Raw genomic sequence first — 18,713 nt, forward strand, 5'->3', positions numbered from 1 at the left:
AAACTCGGCGACCAGTCCCTCCAGCGACTCCGGCGAATCTGACAGGCACAGCCACTACAACGAGCATTAAGCTCAGCTGGGTGAGAAAACTGGTGAGATCAACAAGTGTTACACTCACATGGAAAAAGGTTGTAAATGCTGACACCTATGAATTGTTACGAGACGGAAAAAGCATTTATCAAGGGAAGCTTACGTGGTTCACAGATAAGCGATTAACCCCTTCAAAGACGTACACGTATACATTGGTGGCCAAGAATAATACGGGAGAAAGTATCCCTGAAGTCATTCAAATAACCACGAAGAGTTACGATGGTCCCGTTTTAGAGTCACCTAAATTCGTGGAAAAACGAGTGAGATCAACAAGTGCTACACTCACATGGAAAAAAGTTATAAATGCTGACACCTATGAATTGTTACGAGACGGGAAAAGCATTTATAAAGGGAAACTTACATGGTTCACAGATAAGCGATTAACCCCCTCAAAGACGTATACGTATACATTGCTAGCTTGGAGCCGAAATGACAGCAGTCAGTCATCTGTTATTCTCGTAACAAATCCGAACAGTCCAGATAAAATAAAAACCAAAGACATCACTGCCTCAAAGATTAAGGTAGTTTGGACAGCGAATGGGAACTCGAATGAAACCGAGTACCGTGTTACGACGAACAAGGGTTATGACAGTGGATGGATAACCGATTTGGAACATACGTTAACCAATCTATCTGCAAACAAGCGCTATAAGATTTCTATTACTGCAAGAAACAAGGCAGGCGTAGTATCTAACAGCGGAACCATTTACACGAAGACAAAGAAGAAATGATCATCTAAAGAAGTTGGTATTTTCCCCTTACGGTAGACAGTGAAAAAAGAGTCTGTGATGGACTCAGCACTGCTGACCGGAGGGGATTTTTTATGCCACAAAGTTATATACAGATTCGAGAAAGACTTGGGATTAAAAGCCTCTACTATGAGGTGCGGATTCAAACGCATATTGATCCCATTGTCGAGGAGACCCGCAAATACCGTAGCATGGCGCGCGAACTGGACGACCGATACAACGATTATATGAGCAAGGCGAACCAATCGGGACCCTCTGACCAACGCTGAGTACACACAAATACCTCTTGCCGAATGACCCAGGCATGGGGTATTTTGTATGTTATAAGCGAAGGAGGCGACATTCACGGATGACCTATTTGAAGAGCGCTTACAAAAATGCTGGAATCCATCATAAAATGATTCTATTAATTATAGTGCTCATGCTGGTCAATTTCGCGGTTTTTGCAGTCATTCTAAAATACGTATTTCATATTTATGATAATCAAATGTACAAAAAAACATCTGAAGTATTGAATATTTCTTCGATTGGAATTGAAAATGAACTCAGGGATGTTGAAAAGACCACGTTTAAAGTAACAACGGATGAGCAGCTTCAACGTTATTTGCTACAATTGGAAAGAGAAACCTCGCCTTATACCAAAATGGTGCTGCGCAAAAAAATAACAAATAGGCTTGTCGCTTTCGCAGGCTCTGAAACCTATATCTACTCCATGATGGTGATTGATAAAGAGGGAAAGGTCATGAGCGCGGGCAACCGTGAAGGCATTCCCCCGGAACTTCGATCCACCCTGTCTGAGCTGGCAGTCGAATATGACGGTTCTAACGCATGGTATGCGGCAGGTCACTCCTCCTTGCTGGCAGCGCGTCAGTTCAAACCCTTTACAGATACCAATTTTACGTTAAAAGGACTCGGAACGCTTGCAATTCGTGTGCGGATTGACCGGATTGTAGCGGATCGTGTGCAGACCTCTGGCCGTGACGGACAGCTGATGATTACAGATGGCAAGCAGATGATTTATCCGGAAACACCACTTATGAGTCAAAGCGATATGCAGGCTGAGCTTGCACGGAAGCAGCCTTACGGAATTGCCACCTACACGGTGCGGCAAAGCTGAGCATAGATATCTATTTTGAGGATCGGGAGCCGTTGGAGGGACTGATCGAGGTGGTGGAAGGAAGACGGACCCGCCATATCCAAACAGCTTCGCTGGAAAAGTCCGGCGAACGGATTCCAACAGGCATTCCTTATGCGATTACAGTCACCAGCGATGTACCCGTGATTATTCAATACAGCAGGCTGGACACGACACAGCCAGAGCTGGCGTTAATGAGTGTGATGGCATACCCGGTCTAATCCGATGCGCACTGTAAACTGTGAAAAAGCATCTCCAGACGATAGCAATTCCGGCCTGGAGATGCTTTTTTTGCGAAGGGCAGAAGGATGTCTGACTAAAGTCCATCGCCTTGATCATGATTCTACATTTGCTCTGCAACAGTTCAGCATTTTATCACTAGCTATATCAGCGTATTTTAACGCCTAAAGTAGCCAATCCCCATGGCGTCACGTACCTCGCTCATCGTCTCCCTGGCTGTAGTCCGGGCCTTCCGTGTGCCCTCGATCAAAATCTCGTCAACATCTCCCATCCGTGCTGCAAAAGCGTGACGTCGTTCACGCATGGGCTCCAGCAGCATATTTACAGCGTGAGCCGCCAGCCTTTTGCAATCGGTACAGCCAATGGCTCCTTTCGAGCACTGCTCATGGATATCGGACATATCATCCTGACGGAAATAACGGTGATACTCGTATACGGGACAGATGTCCGGGTGACCTGGATCATGCTTGCGAATACGCGCAGGGTCGGTTTTTGCGCGCACAAGCTTGGTACTGACCTCTTCGGCGGAGGAGTCGAGATACAGCGCGTTGTCCAGACTTTTGCTCATTTTGCTATTGCCGTCCAGCCCGGTTAGTCGTCCACCCTGTAAGATACGTGGCTCGGGCAGAACGGGGCGGTATAGCTCATTGAAGCGGCGAACGATTTTACGCGCCTGCTCTATATGAGGAATCTGATCGTCACCGGCTGGAACCAAGGTTGCCTTGCAGATTGCGATATCGGCGGCCTGACTAACGGGATAACCGAGAAAGCCGTAGTACATATCTTGGCCACCACGTTGCTGTGCTTCATTTTTTACCGTCGGGTTATGCCGCAGTGAGTTGACCGTCACGAACATGCTAAAATACTGCGCCAGCTCTGCAATTTCCGGAATCATGGATTGGAGAAAAGGGTAGCCTGATTCGGATCAATGCCTGCTGCCAGATAGTCGAGAGCGACTTGACGGACACTCGTGGCCAGCACATCTGGATGGTCAAAATGCGTAGTCAGCGCCTGCACATCTGCCAGAATAATAAAGGTACGGTATTCATGCTGAAGCTCTGTTCTGCTACGAAGACTGCCAATGTAATGGCCGAGATGGAGCTTGCCAGTCGTACGGTCGCCAGTCAGGATAATATCGGTTACAGATTGCATACATATTCCTCCCTAAATTCAATACGTTATAAATTGCTGCCAATATTACACGGCGTACATGCCACCACCAGCCGTCCTCCACGGCCATCACCTCCCTTCAAAGCCAATATAAAAAAGCTCCGTCTCTGGAACATTACAGCCTACGGACAATACCGTTTTGCTGCAATATCGCAATCACTATCCATAGCGATTGCGTTCCAAGGACGAAGCTTGTGCCTCGCGGTGCCACCTGGATTGACCGTTTGCTTCTGACAAACGATCCTCTCACCAGATACGGACGCGTTTCCGGTCAGTGCTGACACTGCCTCAACTCAAATACCGTCGATATCCTGTCCCTTGATAACGGATGGACTATTCCGCCTTGCCTACTGACCGCCCCACAAGGAAGCAGTGTTCAACGTGGTGCTCCGAAACCCATTTCAACAGAAGTAAAACATCGACTCCCACCCAACGCCGACTCTCTGAAGCATCACATCCTGTCTACTTCTTTTCATCATCGCATACAATTTTATACAGTTTACCATTCCTGAAGTGAAATGTATATCTGTTTTCAGTCCGTGTTAACGATTGGCAGAAGTGGTTTGACTGGGTGCGAAGCTTTTTCGTCCTCCAAAATTGGTGCCTAGTACGCCGATAATGATCATGATAGCGCCTATAATGTGATAGTAGGCAAGCTGCTCCCTCAAAATATAAGCACCTGCCATCATGGATATGAGAGTGGATAAATTACCGATCACACTCATTTTCGAGGCTTCGATCCACTTCAAGGCAAAGCTCGATAACATCGAGGTGACGAGGGTAGACAAAATGCCAAGATAAGCCAGTGCCAGCCAGTAATCAGGCTTTCCCAGGGGAGCGGTATAAGCGCTCATAGAACCGTCTATGGCATGATATCCCAGGGCCACCAAGTTAAAAACGATGCATCCCAAAATGGAGGTAACATAGGTCAATTCCATCGGGCTGTACCTTTGTGTTAATGGACGAGCCAGCACATTATAGCCGGATAAGCAGACAGCGGACAGTACGAGCAGAACAATACCGCCAAAGCTGTTGGAAGCGAGAGACGCTCCGCTTTTCATCACAAAAATAAAAATCACGCCAAAGACAGAGAGCAGCAAGGAAATCTTTTGAACCCCTGTTGTGCGCTCTTTAATAAAATAGGAGGCCAACAGCAGGGTGAAAATGGGAACAGTCGCTTGAATAATTCCACCTTCCGATGAAGAGGTGCTCATCAGCCCAAAGGCTTGTAAGGGGAAATACACTAAAGGTGAAAGCAGCGCCAGTGGTAAAATGCGTAGAATGTCACGACGCGTAATGCTGATTTTAATCCACCCCAGCAGCACTGGAAGGGTCAAAGCGATAAAAGACAACGCAAAACGGTGAGCGATGACATCCAACGGACTAGCCTCCGTGACGGTCAACTTCACAAATAAAAAGGAAAAGCCAAGTATAGCTGCGTAAATGAGAGCGGTCAGATAGGCTGCCCCATTTTTTGAACGACTGTGCATAATGAACCTCCGTCATGATAATTTCAACCTGTGGCCTTCTCAATATACCCGGACGGCATAACCTGAAACAATCCATTAAATTCACAATTGTACGGGTACAGTTTGCGTCATAAAAAAAGCCGGAACGCAGTCTCAAAGGTAGGTTTCCCCGTCATTGAGACGACTTCCGGATCTTACCGAATCCATATTTTATCGCTTGCTGAACTGCTTATTTACCCTGTGACATCGCACGGAAGGAATCGTCCGCCGCTTCCAGCGTAGCATCCACATCGTCGTCCGTATGCGCTGTTGTAAGGAACCAGGCTTCGAACTTGGATGGTGCCAGATGGACACCGCGATCCAGCATGTGACGGAAGAAGGACGCGAACGCTTCACTGTCTGTATCCTGCGCCTGAGCGTAATTCGTGATCGGGTGATCGCAGAAATGCGTCGAGAACGATCCGCGAATGCGGTTGATCGTCAATGGCACGCCGTAGCGGTCGGCGGAGGACTGAATTCCATCCGTCAGTCTCACGGCCAGACGTTCCATCTCTTCGTACACGCCTTCTCCTTGAAGGATTTCAAGGCAGGCGATGCCTGACGAGATCGAGGCCGGATTGCCGGCCATAGTGCCCGCCTGATAAGCCGGGCCGAGTGGGGCAACCTGCTCCATGATCTGCTTGCTGCCTCCGTAAGCACCAATCGGCAGACCGCCGCCCATGATTTTGCCCAGCGCGGTCAAATCCGGCTGAATCGCATCATGATTGTCCAGGCCTGCATACGTTTGGGTGGAGCCGTAGTGGAAGCGGAACGCGGTAATGACCTCGTCATAAATGACGAGTGAGCCGTTCGCACGCGCCATGGAGCACAGTCCTTCCAGATAGCCGGGCTGTGGCATCACCATGCCGAAATTACCGACAATCGGCTCGACCATCACTGCCGCCACATCGTCGCTCCAACGCTCCAGGGCTTGGCGCAACGCGTCCAGATCATTGAAGGGCACGGTAATGACCTCGCTCGCAATGTTGGTCGTAATGCCTGCGCTGTCCGGTATGCCCAGCGTGGATGGGCCGGAGCCGGCGGCTACGAGTACCAAATCCGAGTGACCGTGGTAGCAGCCGGCGAATTTGATGATCTTGTTCCGCCCGGTATAGGCGCGTGCCACACGGATCGTCGTCATGACCGCCTCTGTACCGGAATTCACAAACCGGACCTTGTCCAGCGAAGGAATAGCCTCCTTCAGCATCTTGGCCAGCTTGATTTCCAATGCTGTGGAAGTTCCGTACAAGACCCCGTTCGCCGCAGCTTCACTAATGGCCTTGGTAATATGGGGGTGGGCATGTCCGGTAATAATCGGGCCGTATGCTGCCAGATAGTCGATATACCGATTATCATCCTCGTCCCAGAAATGAGCGCCTTGGGCGCGTTTCATGAATACTGGAGCGCCGCCGCCCACAGCTTTAAAGGAGCGCGAAGGGCTGTTGACGCCCCCGACAATATGCTCCAATGCTTCTTTATATAATGCTTCGGAGTTTTCCCGTTTCATCATCACAAACTTCCTTTCCGTTCATCTAAATAGGGTATACACACACCAAAGGGCAGCGTTCACGGCTGCCCCTGTGTCTTCATTATAGCTCTTTTTGGCCTGTCTTTGGTGTCGATTGTGTGGAAGCATCCTCATTACTGGTTTTACTGCCTCCTGTAAAAGAAGGCTTATCTGTCTTGGACGATGATGCGCTGTCCGGCTGCTTCGGTCCATTCTGATCCTTGCTCTGCTCCTGTGTCTGCACAGGAGGGTTGTTGAATATATCCTGCACGTACTTTTTCAGCTCTTCCGGATCGCGCACCGTAAGCACCTGTGCGCCGCCTACACTTTCTTCTCCGAGCAGCTTCATCGGTGGAACCTGCTCGCTGCCTGCAAAGGTGCTTTGGTAGCCGACGTTCGCCAGCTTCCACATATCATTGACACTCAGATTCGTATCAATGTAAGGGCTCACCTGCTCCAAAATATTGGGCAGATTGGCAATGGAGGTCGTTGTCTGCATTTTCTGGGCTACCGCCTCCAAAAATGCACGCTGACGTCCTGACCGTGAGAAGTCGGACATGGCATCATGGCGGAAACGTACGTATTGAAGCGCCGTTTTGCCATCCAGATGCTGCATGCCCTTTTTCAAGTCAATGTCGTATTGATGCTTATCCGCATTGCTTGTATAGTGCATATCCTTTTCCACTTCAAAATCAATGCCGCCCACAGCGTCTACCAGCTTAATAAATCCTTGGAAATCGGTATATACATAATATTGCACTTGAATGCCCAGCAGATCACCAGCCGCCTTCATGGCTGTATTGGGTCCGTGGGTAATGGCGGTATTAATACGATTTTTGCCGTAGCCGGGAATATCTACATACGTATCACGCAAAATAGAGAAAAGATGAATCTTTTTCTTGACGGGATCCAGCGATGCGACCATCATACTGTCTGAGCGGGGGACTTCCCCTTTTTGGATACCACGGCCATCGACACCCATCAGCAGAATGTTGACCATGTCCGTTCCTTCCCATTTGGGCGGGTCCGGCGTACGAACCTGATCGACCTGCTGTACATTTTTGAAGGGGGAGTTTGCGCCCTCTTTATGCAGATTGTTCAATTGATTATAGATGGATGAAAAATAGTACACGGCAAAGCCTACAATCGCGACGATAACCACGGCCAGAACCGACCATATCGTCCTTTTGGTTCTGCTTGTCATGGATGCTCTCCCTTTCGCTTTTCAATTCATTACATTATAATTTCTTTTTGGAGCACAATCAATTTAACAATGGATTTTGTAAAATCCTGACTGAGAGGTATAACATGCTGGCAATTGATGTGCAGGATCTGCGCAAAACATTTAAGGTACAGAAAAACCGCGAGGGCCTGAAAGGCGCCTTCCTTGATTTATTCTCCCGAGAATACAACGAGGTGGCTGCGGTCAAAGATATCTCCTTCCGTATCCCGCAAGGAGAAATATGCGGCTATATCGGTGAGAACGGTGCCGGAAAGTCCACCACGATCAAGATGCTGACAGGCATTCTGGTGCCGACATCAGGGCATCTCAAGGTCGGGGGCTATGTCCCCTACGAAGATCGTGAGAAATTTGTAAGCAACATAGGCGTTGTTTTTGGTCAGCGCAGCCAGCTTTGGTGGGACATCGGCGTGATCGAGTCTTTTCAGCTGCTGCGCAAAGTATATCAGGTTCCGGCTACTGACTTCAAACGCAGACTGGATGAGCTGGTAGAGAGACTTCAATTGCAGGATCTGCTAAGTCGCCCGGTACGCAAGCTCAGTCTCGGGCAACGGATGCGCTGTGAGCTGGTAGCCGCACTGCTGCACAATCCGTCCATTGTTTTTCTGGACGAGCCGACCATTGGACTCGATATTATGGTGAAGTCCGAAATCCGTGAGTTTCTAAAGGACATGAACCGGGATCACGGCACGACCATTTTGCTGACGACCCATGATTTGCAGGATATTGAAGCGTTGTGCTCGCGCGTCATTATGCTGGATGATGGGAATATCATTTATGATGGTGGTCTGGAGGATCTGAAGACGCGGTGGGGGACAGGACGCGAAGTACGGTTTCAATTTGGTGCGACGGCTGGGCTGGAGCAATTGCAGGCATGGACTGCTGATATGCCGCTGACCTGGACGATGGATAACGATTTGTCTGCCAAGGTATGGATTCCTTTGCACATTAACGTATCGGATGTTCTGGCCCGTGTAGTGGGCCGCACCGACATTACAGACATCAAAATCATTGAAACCAACACAGATGATATCGTCCGCAGTATTTATCAGTCTGGCTCGGCAGAACGCAAGGGCGATCCGATTCTCCCGGCAGTGGAGGCCAAAGTTCATGCTTAGCGTATATACCGATTTTATTCGTATCCGATTTCTGACGATGCTTGCTTATCGTGTGAACTATTATTCAGGCATACTTATTTATTCCATGAATATTGGCGTGTACTATTTCACATACCAAGCCATATACGGGGATGCAGGCAGTATTGGCGGTTTTACCGCTGCTCAGATGACGACCTATGTAGCGGTCTCATGGATGGCAAGGGCTTTTTATTTTAACAATCTGGATCGTGAAATTTCGACGGATATTCGGGATGGAAGCATTGCTATTCAGATGATCCGGCCGTATAACTATGTGCTCGTTAAATGTATGCAGGGACTCGGTGAGGGGATGTTCCGCTTCCTGTTATTTATGATTCCGGGCATGGCGATTGCGATGTTGCTGTTTCCGGTGAAGCTCCCTAGTGACCCGGTAGCCTGGATTGGTTTTCTGGTCATGCTGTTTTTCAGCTTTTTGATTAACACTCAGATTAATATTATTACGGGCTTGACAGCCTTTTTTATCGAAAATAACGAGGGCATGATGCGTATGAAGCGGGTAGTAGTAGACCTGTTTTCCGGATTGATTTTACCCATCAGTTTGTTTCCAGGCTGGCTGGCGACAATCGCCCAATGGATGCCGTTTCAGGCGATTACCTATTTACCGGGGTCTGTTTTCACAGGACGTGTAAAAGGCGTTGGCATCTGGAATGTGCTGGGTATCCAAATCATTTGGCTAGTCGTTCTGCTCGTGCCGATGGTCATCATTTGGCGACTGGCGCGCAGACGTCTGTTCGTGCAGGGAGGGTAAGCCGATGATGTACTATTTGGGTCTCATTAGCGAATATTTGAAAAATTACATGAAATCACGACTCACCTATCGGGCCGATTTTTGGGTGGAAGTCATTTCGGACCTGCTGTTTCAGGCTACGAATCTTATTTTTATTCTGGTCATTTTTATGCACACAGACAGCTTGGGTGGCTGGAGTGAAAATGAAGTGGTATTCGTTTACGGCTTTTTCATGGTTCCGTACGGACTATTCAGTTGTTTTGTCAACCTCTGGAATTTTAGCGAACGCTATATTGTTAAAGGAGAACTTGACCGGGTTATGACCCGTCCCGCGTATAATCTGTTCCAGATTTTTCTTGAAAATGTGGACCCGCCAGCGCTGGTGGGATCGGTGATTGGTCTGATTATTATGGGAATCAGCGGAGCACAGATGGATTTGGCTATGGAGTGGTGGTTCGTACCGGCGCTGATTATTTTGAGCCTAAGTGCCGTGGCAATCTATACGGGTATATACACCATATTGACTTCTCTTTCATTCTTTTCGGATGCACCTACGGGGATTATTCCGCTTATGTACAATATTCAGGGTTACGGACGTTATCCGGTGACGATCTATAACCGTGCCATTCAGGTTGTGCTGACCTGGATACTGCCTTTTGCTTTTGTTGGCGTATACCCGGCGTCCTTGTTCCTCCAGCGGGAGGATATGCGGCATATGGCGCTCTTAACTCCTGTAATGGGTGCTGTGTTTCTGACTTTGGGCTTATTGGCATGGAATTGGGGGATTCGGCGTTATAGGGGAGCAGGCTCTTAGGCCGGATCACATGAGAACCCCCAAAAGATAGGAGATGATGAGATGTCCACGACATCTACCGTGATTGGACGACCGGCACCGGACTTTGAATTGCCGAGAAGTGAGGGAAAGAACGTTAAGCTATCTGACTATAGAGGCAGCAGGGTATTGCTGTATTTCTATCCGAAGGATTTGACCTCCAGCTGCTCGACACAGGCGTGTGATTTTCGGGATAAGCATACGGAGTTTGCAGGCTTGAATACAGTCATTTTGGGGGTAAGCCCTGATCCACTTAAGCAGCATGACAAGTTTATCGCCAAGTACGGGCTACCTTTTCAACTGCTATCCGATGCAGAGCATCAGGTAGCTGAGACGTACGGTGTGTGGCAGCAGAAACAAATGTATGGCAAGCAGTACATGGGCATCGTTCGCTCTACATTCCTGATCGACGAGAATGGTATTTTAATTCATGAATGGCGAGGCTTGAGAGTCAAAGGGCATATTGATGCTGCGCTGGAGTACATTCGGGAGCAGGCATAGATCACAAGCACTATTACACCCTTCGGGACGCTTGTTGTATTTCAGTCTCGGAGGGTGTTTTGTTATGTAATCTCCGGCTTTTTCTTATTCCAAAAATGTTGCAGAACCCTCAATATGATGGTTTGCTTTTCTGCCTGATCACGTAAATGCCCCACAAGCAGGAAATAATGACGGAGTTGGTCAAATCCCACGTTTTATTTTAGCAGTATTGCGCTGCTTGTTCGTCCGGCGGAATTATTACAGGGCAATAGCTGGAGCAGGTGATGAGTGGAGTGGGGGCCATTTGTTTGGATACACTATTAATGCGGGAAAACCCGTTGCATTTACAGGGTCCATTGTTAGGCTTGCTGACAGCGTAAGAGTCAGGGCATAATCGGGTTATCTATGCTTGGAGCAGGGGTAGCGGTAGAAATGATGAAGCCTCGTATGTTGGGCCTCGCTGGAGGCGCAGGATTTGTCCTGATATCTACTGTGATTTCGATGTTTTATATTAGAGCTCGCAGCCGCAAGGCAGCTGGAATCTGATTATTGTGAATCGTTCTTGTTGCTGGTTTTAACTGGTTTATCTGATTTGTAGAAAGGGCTGAGCAGGAAGGCTCTCCAGCGATAAGCAACATACAGCAGAAGGATCATGCCAACGACTGCGGCGATGCGCAGTGCATACAGCTCTACTAAATGGAAAATGGCATCCCATTGCGGACCAAACAGCTTGCCGATGCTTAGAAATAAAATAACCCAGAACAGAGCACCGCTGTATGTATACAAGGCAAATTTACGGAGAGGAAGAGCTATAATTCCAGAAAAATAGCCAGTAAAATGTCTAACACCTGGGATAAAATATCCAATGAAAATAAGCCAGTACCCATATCGTTGAAACCACTTTTGTGTTTTCTGAAGCTTGACCGGTGATAAGAGTACCCATTTACCGTATTTCTGAATAAAGGGAAGTCCAGCCCATTTTCCGATAAAGTAGGTAATCGTCATACCGATGGTTGTACCGAAAAAGGCCAGCAGCACCAATTTACCGAAATCCAGGGTACCCGAATAGGAGAGATATCCCGCATAGGCCATTGTGGTTTCCCCGGGAAAGGGTAAAGCAATAAACTCAAGCAGCAAGCCGAAAAAAAGGACGCCGTATCCGTATTCTTCGAACAATTGCGAGATCCATTTCAGTACATCCATCGTGTACACTCCTACGAACAGATTAAGTAATTTATAATCAATTCATTTTAACAATCTTTTCATGTCCACTCAACTCCACATGATTTCTTGACGTCCTGTTTTATCGTTGCGTATAATGAAACGAACAATTGAGGGAGGCACGGTAATGAATAAGCCTAATGAAATCGTTGTAGTTCTCGACTTTGGAGGACAATACAACCAGTTAATCGCAAGAAGAATTCGGGATCTCGGTGTATATAGTGAGCTCCTTCCATACAATACGTCTGCGGAGAAGCTGAGAGAGCTGGCGCCGAAAGGGATTGTTTTCTCAGGCGGACCTTCCAGCGTATATACGGAAAATGCCCCTCAGGTGGACCGGGCAATTTATGATCTTGGCATTCCTATCTTTGGTATTTGCTATGGTATGCAGCTGATGGCTCACCAACTGGACGGTAAGGTAGAACGTGCGGGCAAGCGTGAGTACGGCAAAGCAGACGTGCTATTCAATGAGGGCTCCCGATTGGCTAAAGGTCTGGATTCCCGTCAAACGGTATGGATGAGCCACGGGGATCACGTTACAGATCTGCCATCCGGCTTTACACTCGATGCAGGAACAGAGAGTGCGCCGATTGCCGCTATGAGTCATCCGGAACGGAACCTGTATGCAGTACAGTTTCATCCAGAGGTACGTCATTCCGTACAAGGTAATGAGATGATCAGTAACTTTCTGTATGAAGTGTGCGGTTGTGAAGGCAACTGGACGATGGAATCGTTCATTGAGGATCAAATCCGTGAAATCCGTCAGCAAGTAGGCGACAAGAAAGTATTATGCGCTTTAAGTGGCGGCGTGGATTCTTCCGTTGTAGCAATGCTCATTCATAGAGCCATCGGCGATCAGCTGACATGTATGTTTATTGATCACGGACTGCTGCGCAAGGGCGAAGCGGAAAGTGTAATGGACACGTTCGTTGGCAAATTTGATATGAAAGTTGTCAAAATTGATGCACGTGAGCGCTTCCTGTCCAAACTGGCGGGAGTCGATGATCCTGAACAAAAACGTAAAATCATCGGTAACGAGTTTATCTATGTTTTTGAAGAAGAATCAGCTAAATTTGATGATTTTGACTTCCTGGCACAAGGCACGTTGTACACAGATATTGTAGAGAGCGGAACAGCAACGGCGCAGACCATCAAATCGCACCATAACGTGGGTGGTTTGCCGGAAGACATGAAGTTCAAGCTGATCGAGCCACTGAATGCATTGTTCAAGGATGAAGTGCGTAAAGTCGGTGAAGAATGCGGATTGCCAGCTGAAATTGTATGGCGTCAGCCATTCCCGGGTCCGGGTCTTGCCATTCGTGTATTGGGCGAAGTGACAGAGGACAAGCTCAAAATTGTCCGTGAATCGGATTATATTTTGCGCGAGGAGATTGCCAAAGCCGGTCTGGATCGGGAAATCTGGCAATACTTCACCGCTCTGCCAAACATGAAGAGTGTTGGTGTTATGGGCGATGCCCGTACGTACTCATACACCGTAGGTATTCGTGCAGTAACCTCGATCGACGGCATGACCGCCGACTGGGCGCGTATCCCTTGGGACGTGCTGGAGAAAATTTCGGTACGTATCGTTAATGAAGTAGAAAATGTAAACCGTATCGTGTACGATGTAACCTCCAAGCCACCAGCAACGATTGAGTGGGAATAGGTTATAGACTGCAAACAAGACAACAAAACCTTCAATTCCACATCCATCGTGGTTTTGAAGGTTTTTTGCTTTAAGGCTTTGTTGTTCTACTCGTATGCTTTTTACCACACGATCTTCTTTCCGGTTGCTGCCGATTCCTCAATGCGGTCCAGTAGCTGGTGCAGCTTTAAGGCATGATTAAAATCAGGAGCGAAGCGGGTGTCCGTCAAAATGTCCTTGGCAAATACATAGTGAGCTTTGGCAACATTCAGAGTTACCCCCTCTTTTGGGAAATCCGGTTCACCATCAGGCTCAGCAGTTATACTTATTTGTTCAAAAGTCTCATTAGGCTCATAACCCTTATTACTACCTGATTCATACACAAGTTTTTCGAGTGTCAGATTGCCAAATTGAACATGCCCAAGCGAAGGCTTTTGTGTCAAACGCAATGCTCCCTTTTTTCCCTGAATCTCTATCTCAAATTTAGAGTTTACGCCACCCTGAATGTGAACCGATATCGGTGTTCCCTTTTCCGACAACCCGTGAATCAAAATCTGATCGGCTGTATCCTTGGGGATAATTTCACCTGTTTCCTGAATTGTGGCATGGCTGTAGTGTGATGCTGTAATGGCTGATAGCTCGCGAAATTCACCAACGATGTATTGCAGCGCGTCCAGCGCATGCCCGCCGTTAATCGTTAGCAAATTGGCGCCATTGGCTTTATTCAGTAAATAAGCCGTATCCTGATCTGTACTTCCTCCTTTCCCGCGTGTAGCTACTTGCATGTGACAGGATACAATTTCACCAATCTCCCCGTTCTCCACCAGCCTTTTCATTGTTTGCACTTCAAGGTCCTGCCGAGCCTGCAAGCCGACCGTATGATGAATGCCCGCCTGTTCCGCTGCCTTAGCCATTTCGGTGGCTTCCGCCGTATTTGCCCCCAAGGGCCATTCACAGAAAATATGCTTTTTCTCTTGAATCGCTGCCATCACCGCTCCGTAATGATGGGGAACTTTGACGCTCACCACGACCATGTCCACGTCCTCAGAAGCTGCGAGCTTTTTGGCATCATCAAAAGCCAGTGCCGCCCCAACTTCTTCTGCGCTTTGCTGCGCACTCTCCATACGGGAAGTACCGACAGCAGTGATATCCAGGTTCGGATGCTTGAGTAAAGCCGGAATGTGCGTTTGACTGGCCCATTTGTTATTCATTGATCCCCCGACCACTCCTGTACGAATCTTCTTTTTCTTCATGCTGCGGAACCCTCCTAAATATTAATGAGGCTGGAAAATAGTGCCCAAGGTCAATATAATACACTTAACACATAAATAATAATGTTTGTTTATGATGTAGATATCATTTTATTTGATGGGAGATGGAGACGTGGACATTGAGAACATGCAGGCATTTGTGTCAGTAGCAGAACTGAGAAGCCTTACGGAAGCTGCCCAAAAGCTGAACCACTTACAATCGAATATGACAGCTAAAATAAAGAAGCTGGAGGCCCATTATAAAACAGCGTTATTTTACCGAAAACCCCGTGGCATGGAGCTGACTCCCGCAGGGGAAATCCTATATGCTCAGTTCAAACAAATTTTGCTGCTGTGGCAAGACACAGAGATGAAAATGAGACCGCAGGAGGAAAAACTGCGCGTCGGGACAATGCAGTCCATTGTAGCAGGCGAAACAACGAGGGCGCTAACGAAGGTATACGAGTTGTACCCGCAGGCTTCGGTGACATTGAAAACCGGAACCACCACGGAGATGGAGCAATTGATCCTCGACGGCGAGCTCGATATTGCTTTTGTTACAGGGTATCCCACCAACCCATATATTCATTATCAAAAATGTTGTCGTGAAGATCTGGTACTGGTGGGGAAAGACATTCATGCAGGCTCAGACCTCAAACAAGTCCTGCAAGGAGCTACAATTATCGTGCTGTCGGATGGCTGCCTTTATCTTACGCAATTGGAGAAGATGTATCAGGACATTCAATTGACCCATGGCGAGGTGGTGGAGGTAGGGGTATTTGATACGATGGTGCAGTTTGTTTTGATGGGAATGGGAATTACCTTGATGTCCAAAAGGCTGGCACGGCAATTTAATGTAAAATCCTATTTGCCGGTTCCCCCTACCTTCGGCTACATGGATACATATTTAATAACCCGTCCCAACCATATGATGACAGCCATTGAACATAAATTTGTCGAACTCAACAATGCGATTTAAGGGATAGGAGAGAATTCAATGACTACTAATCAGAACAAGTACCAGGGTAACCATGCAGCATTTTTGGGGGATAGTATTACTTTTGGATATGAACTCAAAGAGGGGGAAAAGCCTTACCCGCATATCGTCAGTGACACCCTGGGCTTTCAAAGCTTTGAGAATCACGGACACCATCGGCAGAAACCCGAACATACTCAGGCTGATCATGAAGCTTGAGTATGTTCTTTAAATTGACCGAGTTCTTTATAAGGATCTGTCACAGAGCTTGAATATTTTTAATAGAGGCGTATAATACCTGATCTATCAATTGATGCGTCGATTAATTTGGAGGAGGAAATATCATCGAACATTGCACGGATAAGAGCAAGCTGTTTTATCGTATGCACCTTTTGTGTAAAGAAATGAATACTGCTTTTGAAGCTCAGATGAAAACCAGCTTTACCAAGGTCGAGATTTTATACCATATTCATCAACGACAGGAATTAAGTCAGTTGGAACTTCAGCATTTACTGGTACTGGACGGAGCAGCGGTTACCCGACACCTGAAAAGGCTGGAGCACGAAGGTCTGATTATGCGCAATAAAAAAGAGCAGGATAAGCGTGTCACTTATATTTGTCTAACCGAGCAAGGGGTTCAAGAACTGGAAGTTTTAATGAAGCAAAGAGAGGTCTTTCAGGACAAGCTGTTGTGTGATTTTACAGATGAAGAAATTGAAGCTTTGACAGGTGCACTACAACATATGTCTACCAATGTAAAGAATATGTAAAATATGCGAGGAGGAAAAACAGTACCGTACAATGTCCGCGTATTAAGTGCGACCCACCATGCTGCCGGTAAAATAGAAATCTGCTGCGAATACCTTTGGAAAGCACAAAAATATCTGATTCGTTAAAATGAGACCTCGTCAGGTGCATAACAGCCTAACAGGTTTTCTATTTTCCGAACAATACATATGTGTTTAATTTTCAACATTCGCTTTTTCTGTTGACAAGCTGTAAGTGAGAGCCTAAAATAACGGATGTAATAACCGTAAGAATGCGAATATTACAGCAAATGTACGACAACAATACGAGTATGCTTTACGTAGGAGGAATTACGACTCATGGAGCGTTTCTTTAAATTAAAGGAACATGGAACAAACATCCGCACCGAGATTATTGCGGGGATTACTACTTTTATGACCATGGCTTACATTCTGGTGGTCAATAATACCTTTTTGGGGCCAACTGGTGCGGGTATGCCTAGTGAAGCTGTCTTTTTTGCAACAGCAGTAGGTGCGGGCCTGGTTACCATTTTGATGGGATTATTCGTAAATGTACCGATCGGCATGGCCCCAGGTATGGGTTTAAATGCTTATTTTATGACGGTAGTCTTGAGTTCTAATGGTGTAATCACTTGGCAGGCGGCACTTGGAGCTGTATTTATATCCGGTATCGTCTTTCTAATTTTAACCGTGACACGAGTAAGGCAGATGTTGCTTGTTGCGGTTCCGGAAAATTTAAAGACAGCTATTACGGTAGGTATTGGCTTGTTTATTACGATTGTCGGATTCAAGCTTTGTAATCTGGTTATGGTCAGCATCGTTCCAGGTACAGATGTGGGTCAACCGGTTCCAGGTCATGCTTTTAATCTAGTTCTCGGCAGCTTGGTTCACCAAAAGGATGCGTTGCTGGCGTTAATCGGACTGCTTATTATCGCAGCGCTGATGGTTATTCGGGTCAAAGGTGCTTTGCTGATTGGAATCGTAGCTACAACATTGATCGGTATTCCGATGGGGGTCACAAATCTGAGTAGCCTGACAACAGGGCACTGGATTCCTGATTTCACTAACTTGGCGGTAGGCCAGTTAGACTTGAAGGCTGCTCTGCACATTGGGCTGTTTGATATTATTTTCATTTTCACTTTTGTGGAGTTGTTTGATACGTTTGGCACATTGGTGGGTACAGCTACCCGTGCAGGTATAATGAAGGATAAGAAAAAAGGCGAGAAAATCATCGGTAAAGCCATGCTGGTGGATGCTGTTGGCGTAAGTACCGGTGCGGTATTGGGTACAAGCACTATCACAGCTTTCGTAGAAAGCTCCGCAGGGGTAGAAGAAGGTGGACGTACCGGTCTGACCGCTGTAACGACAGGCATTCTGTTCTTGCTGTCCCTCTTTATCGCACCGTTGGCACTGGTTGTGCCATCTGCGGCTACGGCTCCAGCTCTGATTATTGTCGGGGTACTGATGATGAGTCAGGTTCGCAATATTGACTGGGATAACTTCCTGCTCGCATTCCCTGCGTTTTTGACTATCGTTTTGATGCCTTTTACAGGCGGGATTGCTAACGGTATTTCTGCTGGTATTTTGTCTTACGTTGTGCTGGCAGTGTTCAGTAATTTGTTTACCAGCAATAAAGTTAAAATTCACTGGCTTATGTGGGTGCTTGCTATTATAGTAGTAATTCGGTTTGCCTTTATAGGCTCCGAATAGAATAGTAGATAAATTTAGAGCTTCTTCCCTGGTATTTAAGGAAGGGGCTCTTTTTTTGCCTATTAAGGATTTAACGCATTTAAATAGAAGGTTTCAAAAATATATAATAAATACTTGCAAACTATTTTTGTATGTGGTATATTCTAATTCCGGCCAAGAAATACAAGGTTGCGAGCGAGAGTCACAAAAGAATTTTTCAAAAAAAAAGCTTGCAAAGTTGGTTCGGACATGATATGATATAAGAGTTGGTAAGGCGATGAGCTGAGTCAACGAAAAAAGAAATGTTTGATCTTTGAAAACTGAACAACG

General features: G+C 46.9%; 16 protein-coding genes, 3 pseudogenes and 1 other annotated feature. Of the genes and pseudogenes, 13 read left to right on the forward strand and 6 right to left on the reverse strand.

The genetic code is table 11. From position 1 onward, the window contains the following. The 4 genes and pseudogenes from L693_RS0112875 to L693_RS0112890 all read left to right on the forward strand — a co-directional run. Window positions 1-821 (forward strand): fibronectin type III domain-containing protein (locus L693_RS0112875; protein ID WP_025717602.1); only part of this gene is annotated, 821 nt, incomplete at its 5' end. Window positions 822-913: 92 nt separating this feature from the next. Further along, a complete protein-coding gene (locus L693_RS0112880) occupies window positions 914-1,108 on the forward strand; it encodes a hypothetical protein (RefSeq protein ID WP_025717603.1) in 195 nt (64 codons plus the stop codon). 80 nt (window positions 1,109-1,188) lie between these two features. Beyond that, window positions 1,189-1,941 (forward strand): annotated as a pseudogene (locus L693_RS0112885) (two-component sensor histidine kinase); the annotation flags it as partial. Between the two features lie 2 nt (window positions 1,942-1,943). Continuing rightward, a pseudogene (locus tag L693_RS0112890) lies at window positions 1,944-2,195 on the forward strand (sensory rhodopsin transducer); the annotation flags it as partial. Between the two features lie 176 nt (window positions 2,196-2,371). Here the strand turns inward: L693_RS0112890 and trpS are convergent. The 4 genes and pseudogenes from trpS to L693_RS0112910 all read right to left on the reverse strand — a co-directional run bounded on the left by trpS (window position 2,372) and on the right by L693_RS0112910 (window position 7,603). Then, a pseudogene (gene trpS, locus L693_RS0112895) lies at window positions 2,372-3,366 on the reverse strand (tryptophan--tRNA ligase). Window positions 3,367-3,562: 196 nt separating this feature from the next. Continuing rightward, window positions 3,563-3,872, reverse strand: a binding site (T-box leader). Between the two features lie 54 nt (window positions 3,873-3,926). After that, window positions 3,927-4,874 carry a DMT family transporter gene (locus L693_RS0112900; protein WP_025717606.1) on the reverse strand — a complete coding sequence of 316 codons (948 nt, stop codon included), beginning with the start codon at window positions 4,872-4,874 and terminating at the stop codon, window positions 3,927-3,929. Between the two features lie 208 nt (window positions 4,875-5,082). After that, the gene (locus L693_RS0112905; protein WP_025717607.1) at window positions 5,083-6,399 is read right to left on the reverse strand and encodes a glutamate-1-semialdehyde 2,1-aminomutase; all 1,317 of its coding nucleotides are present in this window, start codon (window positions 6,397-6,399) and stop codon (window positions 5,083-5,085) included. A gap of 82 nt (window positions 6,400-6,481) precedes the next feature. Continuing rightward, window positions 6,482-7,603: an LCP family protein gene (locus L693_RS0112910; RefSeq protein ID WP_025717608.1), complete on the reverse strand. Its 1,122-nt coding sequence runs from the start codon at window positions 7,601-7,603 to the stop codon at window positions 6,482-6,484. A gap of 104 nt (window positions 7,604-7,707) precedes the next feature. Between L693_RS0112910 and L693_RS0112915 the strand changes: the two genes are divergently transcribed. Genes L693_RS0112915 through bcp form a run of 4 tightly spaced genes read left to right on the forward strand, consistent with a single transcriptional unit; the run spans window position 7,708 to window position 10,856 of the window. Next, a complete protein-coding gene (locus tag L693_RS0112915; protein WP_025717609.1) occupies window positions 7,708-8,757 on the forward strand; it encodes an ABC transporter ATP-binding protein in 1,050 nt (349 codons plus the stop codon). Further along, complete coding sequence (locus tag L693_RS0112920) at window positions 8,750-9,544, forward strand: ABC transporter permease (RefSeq protein WP_025717610.1); 795 nt, start codon at window positions 8,750-8,752, stop codon at window positions 9,542-9,544. The genes L693_RS0112915 and L693_RS0112920 overlap by 8 nt, the downstream gene beginning before the upstream one ends. Before the next feature lie 4 nt (window positions 9,545-9,548). Further along, window positions 9,549-10,337, forward strand: coding sequence for an ABC transporter permease (locus L693_RS0112925; RefSeq protein WP_025717611.1), 789 nt, complete (start codon window positions 9,549-9,551; stop codon window positions 10,335-10,337). Between the two features lie 42 nt (window positions 10,338-10,379). Then, window positions 10,380-10,856 (forward strand): thioredoxin-dependent thiol peroxidase, encoded by a 477-nt coding sequence (bcp, locus tag L693_RS0112930; protein ID WP_025717612.1) that lies wholly within the window; start codon window positions 10,380-10,382, stop codon window positions 10,854-10,856. A gap of 525 nt (window positions 10,857-11,381) precedes the next feature. Here the strand turns inward: bcp and L693_RS0112940 are convergent. Then, a complete protein-coding gene (locus L693_RS0112940; protein WP_025717613.1) occupies window positions 11,382-12,038 on the reverse strand; it encodes a DedA family protein in 657 nt (218 codons plus the stop codon). A gap of 145 nt (window positions 12,039-12,183) precedes the next feature. Between L693_RS0112940 and guaA the strand changes: the two genes are divergently transcribed. Continuing rightward, complete coding sequence (guaA, locus tag L693_RS0112945) at window positions 12,184-13,722, forward strand: glutamine-hydrolyzing GMP synthase (RefSeq protein WP_025717614.1); 1,539 nt, start codon at window positions 12,184-12,186, stop codon at window positions 13,720-13,722. 101 nt (window positions 13,723-13,823) lie between these two features. Here guaA and L693_RS0112950 read toward each other — a convergent pair whose 3' ends face one another. Further along, the gene (locus L693_RS0112950) at window positions 13,824-14,954 is read right to left on the reverse strand and encodes a Gfo/Idh/MocA family protein (RefSeq protein ID WP_025717615.1); all 1,131 of its coding nucleotides are present in this window, start codon (window positions 14,952-14,954) and stop codon (window positions 13,824-13,826) included. 130 nt (window positions 14,955-15,084) lie between these two features. Here L693_RS0112950 and L693_RS0112955 point away from each other — a divergent pair, with 130 nt between their 5' ends. The 4 genes from L693_RS0112955 to L693_RS0112970 all read left to right on the forward strand — a co-directional run bounded on the left by L693_RS0112955 (window position 15,085) and on the right by L693_RS0112970 (window position 18,404). Beyond that, window positions 15,085-15,930, forward strand: coding sequence for a LysR family transcriptional regulator (locus tag L693_RS0112955; RefSeq protein ID WP_025717616.1), 846 nt, complete (start codon window positions 15,085-15,087; stop codon window positions 15,928-15,930). Between the two features lie 18 nt (window positions 15,931-15,948). Next, complete coding sequence (locus tag L693_RS0112960) at window positions 15,949-16,146, forward strand: SGNH/GDSL hydrolase family protein (protein WP_025717617.1); 198 nt, start codon at window positions 15,949-15,951, stop codon at window positions 16,144-16,146. Window positions 16,147-16,331: 185 nt separating this feature from the next. Next, entirely contained in the window at window positions 16,332-16,697 is a 366-nt protein-coding gene (locus L693_RS0112965; protein ID WP_231503642.1) for a MarR family winged helix-turn-helix transcriptional regulator, read from the forward strand. Between the two features lie 336 nt (window positions 16,698-17,033). Beyond that, a complete protein-coding gene (locus L693_RS0112970; protein WP_025717618.1) occupies window positions 17,034-18,404 on the forward strand; it encodes an NCS2 family permease in 1,371 nt (456 codons plus the stop codon). Window positions 18,405-18,713: the final 309 nt, after the last annotated feature.

This window comes from Paenibacillus sp. 1-18 (genome assembly GCF_000520755.1).
GTDB lineage: Bacteria > Bacillota > Bacilli > Paenibacillales > Paenibacillaceae > Paenibacillus > Paenibacillus brasilensis.

Bases quoted from the DNA above. Each gene is read 5' to 3' on its own strand.
- L693_RS0112880 (WP_025717603.1), top strand. From the start codon at position 914: ATGCCACAAAGTTATATACAGATTCGAGAAAGACTTGGGATTAAAAGC.
- L693_RS0112900 (WP_025717606.1), bottom strand. From the start codon at position 4,874: ATGCACAGTCGTTCAAAAAATGGGGCAGCCTATCTGACCGCTCTCATT.
- L693_RS0112905 (WP_025717607.1), bottom strand. From the start codon at position 6,399: ATGAAACGGGAAAACTCCGAAGCATTATATAAAGAAGCATTGGAGCAT.
- L693_RS0112910 (WP_025717608.1), bottom strand. From the start codon at position 7,603: ATGACAAGCAGAACCAAAAGGACGATATGGTCGGTTCTGGCCGTGGTT.
- L693_RS0112915 (WP_025717609.1), top strand. From the start codon at position 7,708: ATGCTGGCAATTGATGTGCAGGATCTGCGCAAAACATTTAAGGTACAG.
- L693_RS0112920 (WP_025717610.1), top strand. From the start codon at position 8,750: ATGCTTAGCGTATATACCGATTTTATTCGTATCCGATTTCTGACGATG.
- L693_RS0112925 (WP_025717611.1), top strand. From the start codon at position 9,549: ATGATGTACTATTTGGGTCTCATTAGCGAATATTTGAAAAATTACATG.
- bcp (WP_025717612.1), top strand. From the start codon at position 10,380: ATGTCCACGACATCTACCGTGATTGGACGACCGGCACCGGACTTTGAA.
- L693_RS0112940 (WP_025717613.1), bottom strand. From the start codon at position 12,038: ATGGATGTACTGAAATGGATCTCGCAATTGTTCGAAGAATACGGATAC.
- guaA (WP_025717614.1), top strand. From the start codon at position 12,184: ATGAATAAGCCTAATGAAATCGTTGTAGTTCTCGACTTTGGAGGACAA.
- L693_RS0112950 (WP_025717615.1), bottom strand. From the start codon at position 14,954: ATGAAGAAAAAGAAGATTCGTACAGGAGTGGTCGGGGGATCAATGAAT.
- L693_RS0112960 (WP_025717617.1), top strand. From the start codon at position 15,949: ATGACTACTAATCAGAACAAGTACCAGGGTAACCATGCAGCATTTTTG.
- L693_RS0112965 (WP_231503642.1), top strand. From the start codon at position 16,332: ATGAATACTGCTTTTGAAGCTCAGATGAAAACCAGCTTTACCAAGGTC.
- L693_RS0112970 (WP_025717618.1), top strand. From the start codon at position 17,034: ATGGAGCGTTTCTTTAAATTAAAGGAACATGGAACAAACATCCGCACC.